This is a genomic window from Achromobacter sp. Root83 (genome assembly GCF_001428845.1).
In the GTDB taxonomy this organism is placed as follows: domain Bacteria; phylum Pseudomonadota; class Gammaproteobacteria; order Burkholderiales; family Burkholderiaceae_B; genus Achromobacter.
Genome location: NZ_LMIU01000001.1, coordinates 652,725 through 670,367, shown reverse-complemented (window position 1 = coordinate 670,367; position 17,643 = coordinate 652,725). Strand labels below are relative to the sequence as shown.

Sequence of the window (17,643 nt, the reverse complement as noted above, 5' to 3'; positions counted from 1 at the left end):
AAAAAAGGAGATCCCGTGAAAATCACCAAGATTACCGCCGTGCCAATTTCCTACCGTCTGCCTGAAGGCAAGACAGTGACCATGGGGGTAGGCAGTACGTTGAAGCGCGATGCCATCATCGTGCGCGTGGAAACATCCGAAGGCATCGTGGGTTACGGGGAATCGCATCCGGGGCGCAGCCCGGGCGCCATTGTCAGCCTCATCCACAACACACTGTCGCCGCTCCTGGTCGGCATGCCCGCCACCGACGTCGTGGGCGCCTGGCAGCGTGTGCATCGCATGCAGTTTTCGAGCCATGGTCTGGGGGCCGGTACCGCCTTGGCGTTGTCCGGCATCGATATGGCGTTGTGGGACATCCGCGGCAAAGCCGCCAACATGCCGCTCTATGAGCTATTGGGCGGCTCGCGCAAGCGCCTGCCTGCCTACGCCGGCGGCATTGCCCTGGGATACCAGGCGCCCCAGGCCCTCGCGGAAGAAGCACAGTCATACATCGAGCAAGGCTACCGTGCGGTCAAGCTGCGTATTGGCGACACGGTCAAAGACGATATTGCACGCTGCCTGCACGTACGGAAAGTGCTGGGAGACGACATCGATATCCTGACCGATGCGAACACGGCCTACACCATTGCCCAGGCGCGCCGGGTGCTGCCGGTGCTGGCGGACATTCAGGCGGGTTGGCTTGAGGAACCGTTTGCCTGCAACGACTTCGCGTCCTATCGCGAAGCGGCCAAGATCACTCCGCTTGTTCCCATTGCCGCCGGGGAAAATCACTTCATGCGGTTCGAGTTCGCCCAGATGCTTGAGGCGGGCGCGGTACAGGTCTGGCAACCGGATTTGTCCAAGACCGGCGGCATTACCGAGGCCCAGCGGATCGCCGCGATGGCTTCTGCCTTCCGTATCCCCATCAACGCGCACAGCTCGGCAACCGGGCTGAATCACGCCGCAACACTGCACTTTCTGGCTGCGACAGAGAACGCCGGGTATTTCGAGGCCTGCGTTTCGCACTTCAATCCGTTCCGGGACATGTTCGGCCCGACCTTCAAGATCGGCGCAGACGGTTGCGTGGAGCCGCCCGCCGGGCCCGGCCTGGGGGTGGAAGTCGACGAGTCCATATTCGATAAATTTCCAGCAGTGGATGGGCCGGGATATGTCGTGAAGTTCTAGATCAATAAATACAAGACCCCCAGGGTCGAGGAGACAATCATGATCATCAAAAAGCTGATCTCGCTGCTGGGAGGCCTGAGTCTCACGCTAGCGTCGGCCAGTCCAATCCTGGCCAACGCGGCGGAAGCCTACCCCAGCAAGCCTGTCCGTATCGTTGTCCCATATACGCCAGGCGGTTTCAATGACACCCTCGCCAGGACGGCCAGCGAATACCTCACCAAGGCATGGAAGCAGTCGGTCGTCGTCGAGAACAAACCCGGCGGAAACACCTTGATCGGCAACACCATGGTCGCGCAGTCGGTGCCCGACGGCTATACCTTATTGATCACGCCGCTGCCGTTCTCGGCCCTGCCCGGGCTTTATCGGGAAAAGATGCCCTACGATGCCCTCAAGGATTTCGAGCCGGTGATCTGGGCGGGCAGCACCCAGAATATTCTTACGGTACGTGCCGATTCGCCGTTCAAGGACGTCAAAGCGCTCATCGCCTACGCCAAAGCCAACCCGGGCAAGCTCAACTATGGCTCGACGGGCTCCGGTTCATCGAACCATCTGTCGATGGAGCTGTTTCTGGAATTGACGGGCACCAAGATGACCCACATTCCCTACAAGGGCAGCGCGCCTGCTGTTTCCGCCCTTCTTGCCGGGGATATCGATGTCTTGTTCGACAACTTGCCGAACGTCTACCCCAACCTCATCGCGGGCAAGCTCACCGGGCTGGCCGCCACGGGCGCCAAGCGCGCTCCGCTGCTGCCCAATGTTCCCACCGTGGTCGAAGCTGGCGTGCCAGGGTATGAGGTCACGGTGTGGTTTGGCATGCAAGCCCCGGCAGGCACTCCCACGGATGTCGTGAAGAAAGTGAATGCGGGCATGACGGACATGCTGCGGGACAAAGACGTGATCGATAGATTCGGCAAACAGGGCGTAGAAATCGTGGCCAGTTCCCCGGCTGAGTTCAAGGCACTGGTCAATGCCGAAGTCAAGAAATGGACCGGCGTCATCGATCGCGCGGGTATCAAGATCGAATAACCGCCGGACGCTCGTTCACGGCTCCCGACCTGTCGAGAGGGACACGCAGCGAAGGGACCCCGACATCCCTTGACCGCAAATATCGCCTTCAGCAGCCTGGCAAACCCAGGCTTGCTGCATGGCGCGCGGCGCTCGGGACCCATTGAGTGCCGGATCGAGCCGACCTGGGTTTTCCGAACCCCCATAAAGGTGGACAATGCTCGATGACAGATCCGGCAAATTCGGGCCGGCCCATATCGGCGCCTTGAACTCCCGGGCATCTGCCAATCGAACGGACGGAGTGACATCATGCGCACTTTCGTACAGCAACCGAGAACGGCTCGGCAGGGTATGGCCGCCAAGACGGCGGCACGCGGGACGGCCGGGAATCAAACCCTGAACAGGATGCCCGGCGTCGATCAATGGGATGCAAAGGACAAGGCGATCGACACCCGCGCCGCTCCCTTCGGCCACGATCTCAGTCGAATTCCCCTGCACCCGCTCCCTGCCCTCTCCATCCAAACCAAACTAGCGATCAGCCAACCGGGCGACGAATTCGAACAGGCGGCCGATCGGGTCGCGGATCAGGTGATGCGTATGCCTGACCCACCGCTCCAGCGGCGAACGGATCAAGGGACTGCTGCACGGAAGCATCTGCAAATGCACTCCGCGATGCCGAGCGGCGCGAGCGTTGCCGACGCATCCCCCGCCATGCTTGCGGTATTGCGCTCCCCCGGCAGTTCCCTCGACGCAAGGACGCGGGCCTTCATGGAGCCGCGGTTCGGCAAGGACTTCGGCAATGTCCGGGTGCACTCGGATGCGCGGGCCGTCGAGGCTGCCGAATCCGTTCAGGCACGCGCGTACACGGTCGGCCATCACGTTGTTCTGGGCGCCGGTGAGTACGCGCCGGGCACGGCTGCGGGACGTGTGCTCCTGGCCCATGAATTGGCGCACGTGGTCCAGCAATCATCCGGAGCGGCCGGCATGGTTGCTGCGCACGGCGCGATGCTGCTGCAGCGCGCCCCGACTTACGGCAATCTGCCGAGAGACGCGCCCGCGTTGGGCTCCTCTCGCGACGTCATACGGCTAAAGAACGTCAACGGCACATGGAAGGAGGTCGGGGGCAGGTACGGCAGAACCGCGCGGGGCAATTACGACTTCGTCGTGAAGGACGGCGAGATCTTCGCGGTCAAGTCCAAGAGGACGATGGGTGCGATCGGCCACACCGAAGCGGCGCGCGGCGAGCGAGTGAGCTGGGCGGGACAGGTCGAATTCGAAGGCGGCAAGGTGAAATCCTGGAACGACGGCTCGGGACACTATCGCTCTTTGTCCAGCATGCGCGAGCCCGCCGTGCAGGCTGGACTACCCAACGAAAAGTTTATCCAGCACCCCGAGACCGCGCCCCGTCCCCGTCCGAAAGCGTCTATGCCTCAGTTGCCGGTAGAGCAGCCGGCGACCAAGCCGCGCGTTCCCGGTGAACAACCGAAGGTCGGCTCCGGCCCCCCCCGGATGGCGGAATTCGAGCAACGCTACGGAAAGGCGCCGGCGGCCGCGCCCGCGGCCACCTCGGCGGCCTTGGCCGAGGAAGCGGGCTCGGTCCTGAAGGTCCAGGGACGGGCCGCCAGCGCGCTCGGCAAGATCGGGTCGGCGGCCGGCTGGGTCGCCGACTTCCTGATGCCGGGTCCGCAGGACGCGATCATGCTGATGGTCCAGTTCGCCATGACCTACGCCGAGGCGCAGGAAGCCGCGCGCGCCGACGGCATGCGCTCGGGCTTTGGCCAGGGCCTGTGCGCGGGGCTGCTGCGGCTTAGCCGGGGCTGGATACGCGACAACCTGGCGCCGAAGGTCATCAGCCGCAGCGTGGCCAGCCAGGTGGCTGCCACGACCGGTTATCGCGAGAAGGGTTTCGTCCAGGGGCTGGTTGCCGGGATCTCCTTCGCGGAACGGCTCTCCGCGGATCAGCGCAAGGCCTTGCTGAAGGAAGCCACGCGCGCCATGCGGGCCAAGGGCGACGACATGACCCTGCGCGAGCGCTGGGAGCGTGGCTACACCGCGTACGACATCATCGACCTGTCCGCCGCACTGGCGCCGCGTATCACGGAAATCCTTGAAGAGGCGCAGAAGAACGAGGAACTGCGCCAGGCGGCGGAGAATTGGAAGAAGTTCAAGAAGTACGGACCGCTCATGCCGCTCGCGCCGCTGTTCGAAGGATCCGAGCAATAGCAGGGACTTCCTGGCCTTTTGGCTACACTCCCTTCCCATGCGCAACCCGCCCGATCCCTTCGCCCCGCCAAGAAAGCAACGCGGCGCCCGTCTGAACTCGCTCCTGTGGATCCTGGAACCGCTGGAGCGGGAAGCCGGCTACACGCACCGCAAGATGTTCGGGGCCGATGCCGCGTACCTGGATGGCCTGCTGTACTTGATCGTCGCCGATCGCGACGTTCCGTGGAACGGCGTGATGGTGTGCACCTCGCAGGACCGCCACGCGGCGCTGCTTGCGGATCTGCCGCAGTTGCTGCCGCATCCGGTCTTGGGCAAGTGGCTGTATTTGCCGCAATCGGACGAGGCCTTCGAGGCCACGGCGGCAATGCTGGCGGAGCTTGCGGTGGCGCGTGACCCGCGCATGGGCGTGGCGCCCAAACCGAAGGCCTCGCGGCGCAAGTCCTGGCGTACCGAGGAATAGACGATCCGGGCGTAACGGCTAGTTCCCCAGCCGCACCACCAGCTTCCCGAAGTTTTTTCCTTCCAGCAGGCCGATGAAAGCTTCCGGCGCCTGCTCCAGCCCTTCCACCACATCCTCGCGCCAGCGCAGCCGGCCGTCGGCGATCCACCCCGCGGCCTCGCGCTGGAACTCGTCTTCCTGCGCCCCCGCGAAGTCATACACGATGAAGCCGCGCAGCGTGATGCTCTTGGAGAGAATCTCGCGCATCGTCGCGGGCAGGCGATCGGGGCCGGTCTGGTCCGAAGGGCCGTGGTTGTAGTTGGCGATCAGTCCGCATAGCGGCACGCGGGCAAAGTTGTTCAAGAGCGGCAGCACCGCATCCCACACATGGCCGCTGACGTTCTCGAAGTAAACGTCGATGCCATCGGGGCAGGCCTCGGCCAGTTTCTGCGCAAAATCGGGCGCCTGATGGTCCACCACCGCGTCAAAGCCCAGTTCGTTCTTCACGAAGGCGCACTTCTCCGGGCCGCCGGCAATGCCCACGGCGCGCGCGCCCTTGATGCGGGCGATCTGCCCCACGACCGAGCCGACCGCGCCGCTGGCGGCCGCGACGACGACGGTTTCACCGGGCTTGGGCTGGCCGATGTTGAGCAGTCCGGCGTAGGCCGTGAAACCCGGCATGCCCAGCACCCCCAGTGCGGTGGACGGCGGCGCGATGGCGGGGTCCAGCCGGCGCAGATCGCTGCCGTCGGACAGTGCGTAGTGCTGCCAACCGGCTTCGGACAGGACGATGTCGCCCTCGCGCCAATCGGGGTGACGCGACGTTTTTACCCGGGCGATGGTGCCGCCCACGATCACGTCGCCGATGGCGATGGGCGGCGCGTAGGATTTGGCGTCGCTGATGCGCCAGCGCATGTAGGGGTCCAGCGACAGGGTCTGGACTTCCAGCAGGACCTGCCCGTCACGCGGTTCGGGGATGGGCGTGCGCTCGAAGCGGAAATCGCTGGGTTGGGGCCGGCCTACCGGGCGGGACGCGAGGACGACGCGCAGGTTTTGGATATCGGACATGGGGAAATCTCCTTGGATTGGGTCAGCCAGTTAGCGACAGGCCAATGCTAGGCACCCTCAAGAGATAAAGGTAGACTGATACCTCATAATTCAGACTTAATGGATTGATAATGTCAGCCGACTTTGACCCTGCCCTGTTGCGCACCTTTGTGGCCGTCTGCCGCCATGGCAGCTTGAGCCGCGCGGCGGATCAGGCCGGACGCGCGCAGTCGGCGCTCAGTACCCAGATCCGGCGGCTCGAAGAGATGGTGGGGAAGCGCCTGCTGCATCGCACCGGGCGGGGCATGTCGCCCACGACCGAAGGCGAACTGCTGCTGAGCTATGCCAACCGCATCCTGGCGCTGGGCGAGACGGCCGCGGCGCGGCTGCGCGAACGCGCCGTCGCCGGCAGCGTGCGGATCGGCCTGTCGGAGGACGTTGCCGTGGCGGCCTTGCCGGCCGCGCTGGGGCGGCTCAGGCGTTCGTGCCCGCAGATGCATCTGGAAATCGTGATCGACGATGGCGAGCGGCTTGCCGCGCGCTGGCAGGAGGGCATGCTGGACGTCGCGGTGGGCGTCTGCGCGGCGTTCGTGGATGAGCCCGTCGAGACCTGGGCGGTGGATCTGCACTGGGTGTGCGGCATCGACGATATGCCCGACCCGGACCAGCCGCTGGACATGATCGTCTATGCCGAGCCCTGCTCGTGGCGCCGGCTGGTGTTTGACGCGCTGACCGCGGCCGGGCGGGACTTCCGGGTTTCACTGACCAGCCACAATGTGGGCGCCACGATCGCGGCCGTCGAGAACGGCCTGGGCGTAGCGGTGCTGACGACCGAATGCTTGCGGGCCGATACCATGCGCGTCATTTCGATCGGAGGCGACGGCGCGCCGGGGTTGAGCGCGCAGTTCGGGATGTATGCGTCGAAGCGGCTGAACGAAAGCGGCCAGGCCGCCGTGTCGCTGCTACGCGAGAGCCTGCGCGGATGGACCGCTCCCAGGCTGCCGCAAGAAGCGGGACTTATCTCCGCCTGACACGCCCGTAGCCGCTTGCGACAGGACGGCAGGCGCAGCTTTGCCTGGCGGCCCTCAACGATGAGGGGAGACCGGAACGGGTGGAGACTCGATTGAATACTGCTCGGACGATTAATCTTGATTTACCGGTTTTCTGGAAAACCGCCCGAGCGAGCTTCCATCAAGGAGAATAAGGAAGAATCTCTTGAAGATAGTGAAGCTGCGCAACGGCCTCTTCAACGGCCCGTTCCAGGCTTAAATCCTTCCGTCGACGAAGTACAACAAAGGACTGCTCTTCGTGGACCTTTCGCTTGATTCCATTTTCCTCACGCGCCTGTGACGCTGCGTTCAAGACGTCTTCACGCCGGTCCAAGCGCACATCGTTCATTTGAATGAACGTAATCACCCTGAACGTCTCACCCGTACGCCAAACCGTAACACCGGCGGGAAAGTACCTCGCGTCCATCTCCACCAACGGGTGCCATTCACGCAGAGAAAACGAAATTCTCACACGCTTGGCATTCACGATGAGGTCCGTGAATTTCGCGCGCATGGCATGAATGAAGGGGGCGAACTGCATTTGTCGGATGCAGTCGTCCCACACGGACGTCCGCCGCCAGTAGAGCTGGAAGAGCCGCAGCATCGCTTTGCCTTGCAGCGTATCGGCATTTCCCGCCAAATGCGCCAGCATGTGCGCCCTGGCGCCTTTACTGGATTCGACCGACCAGTCCGCCATGCAACCAACCACGTCGGTATGCGTGCTGGCGACCTCGGTCACCAGTCGTCCGTAGCTCGTCTCCGCCACGGCTTCGTCCGCTTCTTCCTCGATCACCCTGCGAAATTGCGAGAGTGCGCTTCGCACGTGCTCCGCAGTGGCTTCACGGGCCTCCGCTTCATGCAGAAACTCGGCTAGCCAGTCGTATCCGATGGGTATCCAGGAGGGATCCTTCGGCTCAGCCTCATTCGAGTCGAGAAAAATGTGAACCCCCAGATACCTCGGAAACAGCTTCTCCAGCGCCTTGCGATAATCCTTCAATTGGCCAGCAGACTGGTTCGCACCGAATTTATTCTCGATGGCGACGTAGCGCTTGCGGCTGGGATCAACCACGAGGATATCCAAGTGGCGGCCGCCGAGATTCACCTCGGTGGTCACCATGGATGCCGAAAAGCCTTCGGTCTGTATGTTGGCGGGCGAAAGAAATCGGAGAGTGGGCAGGTCGAGCTCGGCCTGATCGCTCTGCACCCACGCACGCACCAGCAGCGACTGAATTGCAAGATCGCCTAACCCATGGCCCTCGGTCGGATCCAATAGCCACGCGATGAACCTCGAAACATTAACTTCTTTCGGATAGCAGATTTGAAGAGGTTCCCACGTCGCGGTCGACGCCACGAGACGCTGCACATTCGAATCACTAAAGAAATGATCTACTAATTGATCCATTAACTTACCTAGATTCTTGCCCTGGGGCGGGTTTTAAATTTTTGTACAGCGTGAGAATTCCAAGAATTCCGGCTGGTCACATGTCAGTTCAGAGCGATCCAGATCTTTCGCATCGCCGACGCGAATATGTATCCATTCCGGAAACATCCGGAGCGGTATTAGAATCCAAATGTTACCTCAGTTACCAAGCCCAATCCATGATGACGGCGAACGGATACCGCTCGTCCAGCCTGAAACGGCTTCGCTTACGCTGGTTCCGGATCGGGTAGAAGTTTGGAAGTTTTTTCGGGAAGCATCGCCATGCTGGGGAATTGCCGACTCCCTTGCTAGGCGGCCTCCGTCCAAATAGCGCCACATTTGTTACCCCCTGCGCCCGATCCCCAGTGCCAAACTATCCCTGGCCCACCCCCCAGCAAGACTCCGCGCACAACGGCGCCGTCTCCCTGGCGGTAAGGAAATCGACGCAAACCAGGAGGTTTCAAAGCCATGAGCACGCCGACCGAACCCATAGCCAATGGCGCCAACCCCGCCATGCAGACGCCCCCGGTTGTCTCCCCTGAAAACTGGGAGGCGGCCCGCCAGCAGCTTCTGCTGAAGGAAAAAGCCCAGACGCGCGCCCGCGACGCCTTGGCCGCCGAACGGCGCCGCATGCCGTGGACGGCCGTCGACACGCCCTACGTGTTCGAAGGCCCCGCCGGCCTCCGCACCCTGCCCGGTCTGTTCGACGGCCGTCGTCAGCTCATCGTCTACCGGGCGTTCTTCGAACCCGGCGTTTACGGCTGGCCGGAGCACGCTTGCCGCGGCTGTTCCATGGTGGCCGACCAGGTTGCGCATCTGGCGCATCTGAACGCCCGCGACACCACGCTGGTCTTCGTGTCGCGCGCTCCGCAGGACGCCATCGCGCGCTTGAAGGCGCGCATGGGCTGGACGATGCCGTGGTTCACCCTGACCGACAGTTTCGATGCCGACTTCGGCGTGGACGAATGGCACGGGACGAACGTGTTCTTTCGCGACGGAGACCGCGTGTTCCGCACCTACTTCCTGAACAACCGTGGTGACGAGCAGATGGGCGGGACGTGGAATTACCTGGACATCACACCGTTGGGCCGGCAGGAGGCCTGGGAAGATTCACCGGCGGGCTATCCCCAGACGCCGGCCTATAAATGGTGGAACTGGCATGACAGCTACGTGCCTGACGCGCCGCCGGACCAGAAATGGGTAGAGGTTTCCGATGCGGGAGAGAAGGCGTTCAGGAATCATTGCGAGGGGACGTAGGCAAGGCGTACGACGCAAGCCTTCGCGCGATGCGAGATAAGCGCTGCGCGAGCGAGTCCCAGGGAACCGCCGCGCGCAAGCGCGGGCCCCAGGGAAGCGCCACGCGCGGGCGCGGGGCCCAGGGGCGTGCTTTAAGATATGCGCGATCGCAATTCTTGCAGCGCGCCCCATGAATATCGAAAACGGCCCATCCACAGGCCACCAGCATTCCGGAGCCGGCCAGCGTGGGCAGTGAACTGGCTGACTGGAAGCGAGCCTTTCGGCCTTGCCGCCTTCCCGCGCTTGCAGTGCTGGTCCTGGGTCTTGTTTCCATCCAGTTCTTCGGCATGGCCAAGGACATTCCTTTGCCCTACGATCCCGCGAAGCTGAACACCATCCAGCTACGCGTGGACAAGGTGGCAAGCTGCGAAACCAAGGCCAAAATACGGGGGCGGTGGCAGTCCTACGGCGTCGCTTGCGTGTATTCGGGCAATTATCCCTACATGGTGTTCAAGTTCTACGAAACAACCTACAGGGTCCCATACACAGAGGGCGAGACCGTGGAGTTCATGGTGCTCGAAAACGAAGCGCAACTCACGGACAGCAAGATCGCCCTGGAATACAACATGGCCATTCCTGTACGGGTCTATGGCGTGCGCAAGGGCGAGGAAACGCTGGTCGATGCCAAGCAGGTCCATGAATGGAATCTGTCGCGCAAATTCCAGCGTGGCCTGGTTGCATGGGTCGCCCTAATCCTGGCGGTCTGGGCCGCGGTCATCACGGTCCGCCGAGCCAAGGGGATTTTGAACGAAGCGGTGTGACCACCTTCACGCGCGCTGGCTGGCCCCGCCAAAAACGCGGGCGCAGGCTTGCCCCAGCACGACGGCGTCTTCGTCGGACACATACTGCGGCGCGGCTCGCGCCATCCCTGCGAACAGGAAGGCGTCGCATGCGCCTTGCCACAGCGGCGCCAGTATCTGTTCGGTTTCGCCGTCTTCCTCGACAAGGATGAAGGCGCGGTCGCCGTCGATGTCCGAGGCGCGCTGCCGCAATTGGGCGTGGATTACCAGGAAGCCGGAATGGACCGGGGAACGCGCCTTGTCGACGCGCCGCGAGGCGGCGAGTGTGCCGCGCCACTCCTCCTCGCAGCCGCCTGCCGGCTCGCCGTCCTGCTGCGACCAGCGCATCCAGGCGCGACTGCAGGCCATCCAGGCATCCGGCGGCAGGTTGTCGGCCAGCGCTTGCGCCTCTGCTCGCGACAGGCCACGGATTTTCGCAAGGATCTCCAGCACGGCATCGCCGTTCGGACCGAACAAGGCCGACAAGGGCACTTCCTCCAGCAGTTCGACCGCCGAGGCTCGCCAGTACCCCGGCTGCGCCACCAGGCCGGACATGTCGCCCAGTTCTTCGACGCGTACGCGCCAGAGCTGCCCTGGCCAGCGGCTGCCGATGACCATGGTGGCCAGGGATTGATCGACCACCAGCCAGGGCGGGTTGGCTTGTGCAAGCGCCACCCGCTTGCCGGTCCGGCTCAGGGCGAGCGAGGGATCGGGATAGTCGTACCAGTAGCCTTCCCGCAGGGTCGTCGGCTTGCCGCCGTCCCCGGCGTCCGTCACGGCGCCGCCGCAATGGCGGCACACGCGCGCCTCGCGAAGAATGCGCTTGCCGCAGTGGGGGCAATCGATATGCGTGGCCGGGACAGGCTGGCTGGCGTGCGGGGATCGGTCGGCGATGACCATCAGGAAAAGGCCTGCAAGCGGCGGACTGATCAGGCAAGCCAGCACAGTCCACCCGAAACCCTTGCGCCCCCGGCCCGTGGCCAGGACGCCAACCGCGATGGCAAGCGCGATCCAGAAGAAGATAAGCAGAAACATGGCGGGATGTTAAACCGTTGGCGGCCGCCTATTTTCTTGCAGGCGGGCCGGTGCGGCCCCTGGGCGCGGCGGACCGGGGTAACCTGCTGCCAGGAGACGTTTAGATGTGCATCGTTGGTCATCCATAAAAAAAGGAAGCTTATATGCTTGATATCTCTTCAAAGTTTCGTAGGGCCGGTGTGGCTGCGCTGACGCTGGGAATGGCCGGGGTGCTGTTCACGGGCTGCACCACGACGGACTCCCGGGCAACCGCCACCCCGGCGGAAAAGCGCCAGGAATTGGACTCCGCCACGGATGCCACGCTGTCCAAGCTCTACGAATCCGCGCCGCAGTCCAAGCAGTTGGTGGAACGGGCTCGCGGCGTGCTGGTGTTTCCGGCGGTGCTGAGCGCAAGCTTCATCGTGGGTGCGCAGCATGGGACGGGCGTGCTGCGCGTCAGCAGCCAGGACACGGGGTACTTCAGCATCACGGGCGGCTCCATTGGCTTCCAGGCGGGTGCGCAGTCCAAGGCCATGGTGGTGCTGTTCATGACGGATGAAGCCTTGGCCAAGTTCCGCGCCAGCAGCGGCTGGACCGTAGGAGCCGACGCGACCATCGCCGTGGCCAATGTCGGCGTCAATGGCAGCATCGATTCCAATACCGCCCAGCAGCCCATCGTGGGATTCGTCCTGAACAACGGCGGCTTGATGGCCGGGGTGTCCGTGGACGGCAGCAAGATATCGCCGCTGCTGTTGTAGTCCCGCAGGGCGCAGGGCCCGCCGTTGGTGCCGGCAAGGCAGGCGCTGACGGCGGGGTTCGGGAATCCTGGCAGACGCGTGCGTGACGCGGCGGCGTTGCCTGTTCAGGCCAGCATCGGCGCCATGTCGGGATCGCCCTTCTTCATCGCGCGCCGGTAGGCGTCGCGTGCGCCGATACGCTTGAGGTAGGCAAGAATATTCGGATACGGCGCCAGGTCGAACGGAAAGAACAGCCGCATCGTGGTCAAGGAAAACACCGCGACGATGTCCGCGGCGCTCAAGGCATCGCCCGCCAGATAATCCATGGCCCCAAGGCGCTTTTCGACCAGGTCCAGGCCGTGCCTGCGCCGAGCATCCGCGAACTGCACCGTGGGATTGTCGGCGGGGACGTTGGCCCTGCTTAGCACCATGCAGCGCATCAGGCTGGGCTGCAGGCTGCCGTTGGCGAAATGGAACCAATACAGGTAATCGGCATAACCCGCATCGCCAGGCGCAGGGGCCAGCGTTCCCTTGCCGTGCTTGGCAAGAATGTATTCGACGATGGCGGTGGATTCCGCCAGCACGATATCGCCGTCCGCGATGATCGGCGCGGTGCCCAATGGGTGCAGGGCCTTGTACTCGGGCGGCGCCAGCCGCGTGGCCGGGTCCCGTTTATAGGTCTTCAATTCATACGGGATGGCAAGTTCTTCGCACAGCCATACGATGCGCTCGGATTGCGATTTTCCCAGATGGTGGACGATCAGCATGATGGCGGTTCCTTCTGTTGGTGTACGAGCGGCGACAATGCCAGACGGCAACTCAACCCGGCTACTCAGCGTAATCGTAGTTGGGCATCAGATGTTAAAACGCTCGGACAAGCCGACGGGATCCCTGAGTTCAGGACCGTTCCCAGCGTACCTTCCCTCTCCAAGGAACCCGCATGATTACCGAACAGGACAAGAAGCACCTTGCAAGATGCATCGCACTGGCCAGGCAAGCGCTCGACTCGGGAGACCAGCCCTTCGGTTCGGTCCTGGTGTCCGCCGACGGCCGGGTGCTGTTTGAAGACCACAACCATGTTTCCAGCGGGGACCGCACGCGCCATCCGGAATTCGAGATCGCCCGCTGGGCCGCGAACCATGTGCCGGAAGCCGAGCGCGCGGCTTGCACCGTCTATACCTCGGGCGAACATTGCGCCATGTGTTCGGCGGCCCATGGATGGGCGGGACTCGGCCGGATCGTGTATGCCGCGTCGTCCAAGCAGTACGCGGAATGGATGCGGGAATGGGGAGTTCCGGCTTCCCGCGTGCGGTCCCTGTCTATCGCCGAGGTCATAGACGGCGTGGAGGTCGATGGGCCCGTGCCGGAGTTTGCCGAGCAGGTTCGCATGCTGCATGAAGAGAGAGTTCGCGGTCGGAGTTAACCAAGTCCGCTGCCCTGGGGAACGGGGATTTCGGAAGCAATTTGTTTTTCGACTAACGGATAGATACATAAACTCGAAAGACAGCAATTATTTGAGCGCGGGCGTCATGCTAAGTTGGCGCCCCGTGCCGTAATCGGGGTCAGGGCCAACCAAGCCCCGATCCAAGCGATAAACCTGCGACGGCGCTCCCCTGTTCCCCTCTTGATACAGACCATGCAAACCAACGTTAATGGCGGCATTTCCGACGCCTCGGGAATGAAACGCACGTCCGGCCTTCTCCGCTTCCCCCGGCGCCTGAAGTTTTCCGCCTCCGTTCCCGCCATTGCCCTGCGAAAAAGCCGGCTTTCCCGCGCGCTTCTGTTTGCGTGCGCGATGGTCGCCGGGGCCGCCCCCGCCCTTTCCGTGGCAGACGATCTGCCCCCGAGGCAAGGCGCAACCGGGGACTTGCCGCCCCGGCAGGCCACGCCGGGTGCGCTGCCCCCGCGATCCACCGCCCCCGCCGAACTGCCGCCCCGGCAAGCCACGCCCGGGGAACTCCCGCCGCGCCAGGCTGCTCCCGCCGCACAGTCCCCGGCCGCGCAGGTCCCCGCAGCACAGGCCCCGGCACAAGGCGGGTCGGCGCTGGTTCCGGTGCAGCGGACCGAGATCAACGATCAGGCCGCGTACGAACGCCTGCTGAACAACAGCGGCATGACGTTGCAATGGCTGTGGTCCGCCAAACGCGGCGCGCTGCGCGCGACGGACGAAAACGATGTGGTGCGCATCGAAGGCACGCAGGCCAACTTCGAGGGCACGCTGAAGGTCAAGGGCGAGATCGTCTCGATCGCCAGCGACCGCTTCGTGTTCCGCGGCACCATCCTGATTCTGGACGCGCCGGACAAGGGCCGGAAGTGCGACCGCACCGGCGACTTCGAATTCAAGGCGACGGGCAAGCGCAAGTACTGGCGCCTGCAGCAGATGGAAAGCTGCGGCCGCCTGACCGATTACGTCGATATCTATTATTGAGCGCCGCCACCGATGTCGAGCACCGCAACCAGATGGGCTTCCAGCATTGCGTTCGGCCTGGTCATCGGCTGGGCCGCCTACGCGGTCCTCAATCCGCTGCTGTTGATCGTGTTTGGGCTGAACCAACCGTCGTCGGCGCCCTATGTTGCGTCAGACCCCGCGACGCTCGAGCGGATGCAGATAACGGCCGGCCTTCTGTTCCTGGCGACGGCCGTGGCGGTCGCGCTGGCGCTGGCCAACATCTCAAACATGCAGCGCCGGATCGGCTGGGGCTTTCTGCTGCTCGGCATCGCCCTGCTCCTTACCCTGCCCGCCAGTCTGCTGCCGATGGACATCAGCGCCCATAGCGCCTCTACCGCCGGCGCGCAGGCGGCCAACGATGCCAACACGGCATTGTTTTTCGTGCTGCTGATCTTTGGGCTGCCCTACTTGGGCGGCGGGCTGCTGCTGACCATCCTGGGCGCGGTGCTGATCCGGAAAGCGCGGAACAAGCCGGCGATCCCCTGACATCCGGCGCCCGCGCGTCTTCACACGCGGGACCGGATGCGCGGCCCGGGATCATTTCTCCGGTATCAGCACCGGTGCGTCCTTGTCCTTCAACAGGAACACCAGGAATTTGGCGGGCTTGGTCTGGCTGGCGTTGCGCCCGACCGTATGCACGTCCTTCGGGCCTTCGTAGAAGACCTGGCCGGGTGTCAGCGTGACGGATTCGCCGCCTTGCACGCCCATCACGATCGAACCCTCCAGCACGTAGACGAATCCGTGCGCGTTGTGACGGTGGACCGGGTCCGCCCCGCCGGGCGGGTATTCGACGGTGATGATCAGCGCTTCCTTGCCGGGGTAGTCGGCTAGCGCCTTGGCGATGACCGGCGTGACCTCCGGCGGCGGCGGCGTCTGCTGTGCGGTGGCGACGCCGGTCGCCAGCAGCAGCGGCAGCGCGAATGTCATGAATCGGGACATGAATTGCTCCTTGTTGCGGTGGCGTGCAGGGCTGCCGCCAGCGGATGAATTGCGGGGCGGCGCCCTCCGGCGCCAGCGGATACGGCGGGCGGCGCAGGGCGGCGCGCGTCTGACCGGCCAGGCCCGGCCCGTCCACGGAAATTTCCGGGCTATCGCTGCGCGGCCGCGCGGCTGAGCCAGTTCTGGAAACGCGTCGGGCCCAGGCGCGCGTTGCCCGCGGTAACTAGCGACCGGTCGTTCAGCTCGCTGCCGAAGTAGCGCGCGTGGACGTCGGCGATGACCTCGCGCTGGTCTGCGCGCGACACCAGGAATTTGCGGGCCAGCTCGTCCAGCGGAAAGCGGTCGGGGCCGCCCACTTCCACCATGCCGTTCACGGGCGCGCCCACGGCCAGGTCCGCCAATGCCGCCGACACGTCGTCCGACGCAATGGGCTGCACCAGGGCCGGCGACAGGCGGATCTTGTCGCCTTCGGCGCCCGATTTGACGATGCCTTCGACGAATTCGAAGAACTGCGTGGCGCGCAGGATCGTGTAGGGGATCTTCGACGCCTTGATCAGATTTTCCTGGGCGACCTTGGCGCGGAAGTAGCCGCTGTCGGGCAGGCGGTCCGTGCCCACGACGGAGAGCGCGACGTGGTGTTCGACCCCGGCTTCGGCCTCGGCGGCAAGCAGGTTCCGGCCGGAGATTTCAAAGAACTCCATAACCGCCCGGTCTTCGAACGAGGGGGAGTTGGACACGTCCACGACGACCTGGGCGCCCTTGAGCGCCGCGGCCAGCCCTTCCCCGGTAATCGTGTTCACACCGGTGCCGGGCGAGGCCGCCACGGTGTCGTGGCCATGCTGGCGCAGGCGGTTGACGACATTGGACCCGATCAGGCCGGTGCCGCCGATGACGACTATCTTCATGCTTGTCTCCTTGGTCTGGTGGCGATCACCGCCGTTGCGTTGATCGATGGAGTCAGTATCCGTTTCCGCCAGACCCAAGACTTTGCGGCCGTCTTGGATTTCCCTTGGTTTTTCCTTGGGATTCCATCCCGGGCGGCCGCCGCGTGCCGCGGGGACGCCGCCGCCGCCCGTCAGCCCACGCGCAGTTCTCGGACCCCGCGCCCCAGCCGGCGGCGCAGCAAGGTGCGCAGCGTCGCGCCGTCGGCATAGCCGACTTCGGCGGCGATGGCCTCGATGTTCAGGCGGCTGGTGCGCAGCAGATGCACGGCCCGCTCCACGCGCAGGTCCTGGAAGTAAGACAGCGGGGATTTTCCAAGCACGGCCTCGATCCGGCGCTGCAAGGTGCGGGTGCTGGTGGCCAGCGCATCGGCGGCGGCGTCCAGCGAGAAGCCTTCGGCCAGCCTGTCCCTGGCCCAGCGTTCGAAGCGTTCGGCCAGCGGGTCGGCGCGCGCCAGATGATCGGGAATCATGTAGGGCGCCTGCGACGGCCGCGCGTCCACCAGTAGGTAGCGGACGACCACGGCCGCCAGCGCGGGGCTGGCCTGGCCCAGCAGCCACAGGGCCAGGTCCAGGTGCCCCATCGCCGCGCCAGCGGTCGTGAAGCTGCCCGAGGGCACCATCATCCGCGCGCTGTCCAGCCGCACACGAGGATAGCGCTGGCGGAACAGCGGCGCGAGCCACCAGGACGTGGTGGCCTCCTGGCCGTCCAGCAGCCCCGACTCTGCCAGCACGAAGGTCCCGATGCAGGCGGCCGCGATCTTCACGCCGTCGGCATGGCTCTGCCGCAGCAATGCCAGGGCATCCCTGACGTCGCGCCGGGCCAGCGCCGGCAGCAATTGCTCCGGCATCTTGGTCGCGATTGCGGGCACGACGAGCCAGTCGGGGGTGCCCATGGCGCTCAGGGGCTTGACCGGCACGCGCATGCCCAAGCCGGTGCGCACCTCGCGGCGCATGCCGATCACATTGATGTCGAACCGGGGGCCATCGCCGGGATGCTGGAGATCGGCCAGTTCGTTGGCGGTAGTGAAGGCGTCCAGAATGGCCGACAGACCGGTGTCGAAACAGCCGTCCAGGGCCAGAACCGTGAGCTTCATGGCGGGAATAGCTCCAAAAATGTCATTTACGACAATAGAGCGTA

18 protein-coding genes are annotated in these 17,643 nt (G+C 64.2%); 11 read left to right on the top strand and 7 right to left on the bottom strand.

Annotated elements, in window-relative coordinates:
• Window positions 1-15 precede the first annotated feature (15 nt).
• From ASE30_RS02985 to ASE30_RS02970, 4 genes are all read left to right on the top strand, one after another.
• Complete coding sequence (locus ASE30_RS02985) at window positions 16-1,164, top strand: mandelate racemase/muconate lactonizing enzyme family protein (protein ID WP_057283250.1); 1,149 nt, start codon at window positions 16-18, stop codon at window positions 1,162-1,164.
• A gap of 39 nt (window positions 1,165-1,203) precedes the next feature.
• Window positions 1,204-2,190 carry a tripartite tricarboxylate transporter substrate binding protein gene (locus ASE30_RS02980; protein WP_057282744.1) on the top strand — a complete coding sequence of 329 codons (987 nt, stop codon included), beginning with the start codon at window positions 1,204-1,206 and terminating at the stop codon, window positions 2,188-2,190.
• 288 nt (window positions 2,191-2,478) lie between these two features.
• Entirely contained in the window at window positions 2,479-4,392 is a 1,914-nt protein-coding gene (locus tag ASE30_RS02975) for a DUF4157 domain-containing protein (RefSeq protein WP_082601425.1), read from the top strand.
• Between the two features lie 37 nt (window positions 4,393-4,429).
• Window positions 4,430-4,852, top strand: a complete 423-nt coding sequence (locus ASE30_RS02970) for a hypothetical protein (RefSeq protein WP_057282742.1) — start codon at window positions 4,430-4,432, stop codon at window positions 4,850-4,852.
• A gap of 18 nt (window positions 4,853-4,870) precedes the next feature.
• Here ASE30_RS02970 and ASE30_RS02965 read toward each other — a convergent pair whose 3' ends face one another.
• Entirely contained in the window at window positions 4,871-5,899 is a 1,029-nt protein-coding gene (locus ASE30_RS02965; RefSeq protein ID WP_082601424.1) for an NADP-dependent oxidoreductase, read from the bottom strand.
• A 110-nt stretch (window positions 5,900-6,009) separates the two neighbouring features.
• On the opposite strand from ASE30_RS02965, the gene ASE30_RS02960 reads away from it, so the two are divergent.
• Window positions 6,010-6,909 (top strand): LysR family transcriptional regulator, encoded by a 900-nt coding sequence (locus ASE30_RS02960; RefSeq protein WP_057282740.1) that lies wholly within the window; start codon window positions 6,010-6,012, stop codon window positions 6,907-6,909.
• Window positions 6,910-7,069: 160 nt separating this feature from the next.
• Here ASE30_RS02960 and ASE30_RS02955 read toward each other — a convergent pair whose 3' ends face one another.
• Window positions 7,070-8,329: a PD-(D/E)XK nuclease family protein gene (locus tag ASE30_RS02955; protein ID WP_057282739.1), complete on the bottom strand. Its 1,260-nt coding sequence runs from the start codon at window positions 8,327-8,329 to the stop codon at window positions 7,070-7,072.
• A 486-nt stretch (window positions 8,330-8,815) separates the two neighbouring features.
• On the opposite strand from ASE30_RS02955, the gene ASE30_RS02950 reads away from it, so the two are divergent.
• Window positions 8,816-9,604, top strand: coding sequence for a DUF899 domain-containing protein (locus tag ASE30_RS02950; protein WP_057282738.1), 789 nt, complete (start codon window positions 8,816-8,818; stop codon window positions 9,602-9,604).
• 224 nt (window positions 9,605-9,828) lie between these two features.
• Window positions 9,829-10,404 (top strand): hypothetical protein, encoded by a 576-nt coding sequence (locus ASE30_RS02945; protein ID WP_156407517.1) that lies wholly within the window; start codon window positions 9,829-9,831, stop codon window positions 10,402-10,404.
• A gap of 6 nt (window positions 10,405-10,410) precedes the next feature.
• Here the strand turns inward: ASE30_RS02945 and ASE30_RS02940 are convergent, their stop codons facing one another.
• Window positions 10,411-11,457: a zinc ribbon domain-containing protein gene (locus tag ASE30_RS02940; RefSeq protein ID WP_235515168.1), complete on the bottom strand. Its 1,047-nt coding sequence runs from the start codon at window positions 11,455-11,457 to the stop codon at window positions 10,411-10,413.
• A gap of 143 nt (window positions 11,458-11,600) precedes the next feature.
• On the opposite strand from ASE30_RS02940, the gene ASE30_RS02935 reads away from it, so the two are divergent.
• Window positions 11,601-12,194, top strand: coding sequence for a YSC84-related protein (locus ASE30_RS02935; protein WP_057282736.1), 594 nt, complete (start codon window positions 11,601-11,603; stop codon window positions 12,192-12,194).
• Between the two features lie 104 nt (window positions 12,195-12,298).
• Here ASE30_RS02935 and ASE30_RS02930 read toward each other — a convergent pair whose 3' ends face one another.
• Entirely contained in the window at window positions 12,299-12,940 is a 642-nt protein-coding gene (locus ASE30_RS02930) for a glutathione S-transferase family protein (RefSeq protein ID WP_057282735.1), read from the bottom strand.
• Between the two features lie 173 nt (window positions 12,941-13,113).
• On the opposite strand from ASE30_RS02930, the gene ASE30_RS02925 reads away from it, so the two are divergent.
• The 3 genes from ASE30_RS02925 to ASE30_RS02915 all read left to right on the top strand — a co-directional run bounded on the left by ASE30_RS02925 (window position 13,114) and on the right by ASE30_RS02915 (window position 15,108).
• Window positions 13,114-13,596, top strand: a complete 483-nt coding sequence (locus ASE30_RS02925) for a nucleoside deaminase (protein WP_057282734.1) — start codon at window positions 13,114-13,116, stop codon at window positions 13,594-13,596.
• Between the two features lie 444 nt (window positions 13,597-14,040).
• Window positions 14,041-14,601, top strand: a complete 561-nt coding sequence (locus tag ASE30_RS28320) for a hypothetical protein (RefSeq protein ID WP_235515167.1) — start codon at window positions 14,041-14,043, stop codon at window positions 14,599-14,601.
• Window positions 14,602-14,613: 12 nt separating this feature from the next.
• The gene (locus ASE30_RS02915; protein WP_057282732.1) at window positions 14,614-15,108 is read left to right on the top strand and encodes a hypothetical protein; all 495 of its coding nucleotides are present in this window, start codon (window positions 14,614-14,616) and stop codon (window positions 15,106-15,108) included.
• Window positions 15,109-15,159: 51 nt separating this feature from the next.
• Here ASE30_RS02915 and ASE30_RS02910 read toward each other — a convergent pair whose 3' ends face one another.
• The 3 genes from ASE30_RS02910 to ASE30_RS02900 form a co-directional block, all read right to left on the bottom strand.
• Entirely contained in the window at window positions 15,160-15,561 is a 402-nt protein-coding gene (locus tag ASE30_RS02910; RefSeq protein ID WP_057282731.1) for a cupin domain-containing protein, read from the bottom strand.
• A 149-nt stretch (window positions 15,562-15,710) separates the two neighbouring features.
• Window positions 15,711-16,466 carry an SDR family oxidoreductase gene (locus ASE30_RS02905; RefSeq protein WP_057283248.1) on the bottom strand — a complete coding sequence of 252 codons (756 nt, stop codon included), beginning with the start codon at window positions 16,464-16,466 and terminating at the stop codon, window positions 15,711-15,713.
• A gap of 170 nt (window positions 16,467-16,636) precedes the next feature.
• Window positions 16,637-17,599, bottom strand: coding sequence for a GlxA family transcriptional regulator (locus ASE30_RS02900; protein ID WP_057282730.1), 963 nt, complete (start codon window positions 17,597-17,599; stop codon window positions 16,637-16,639).
• Window positions 17,600-17,643: the final 44 nt, after the last annotated feature.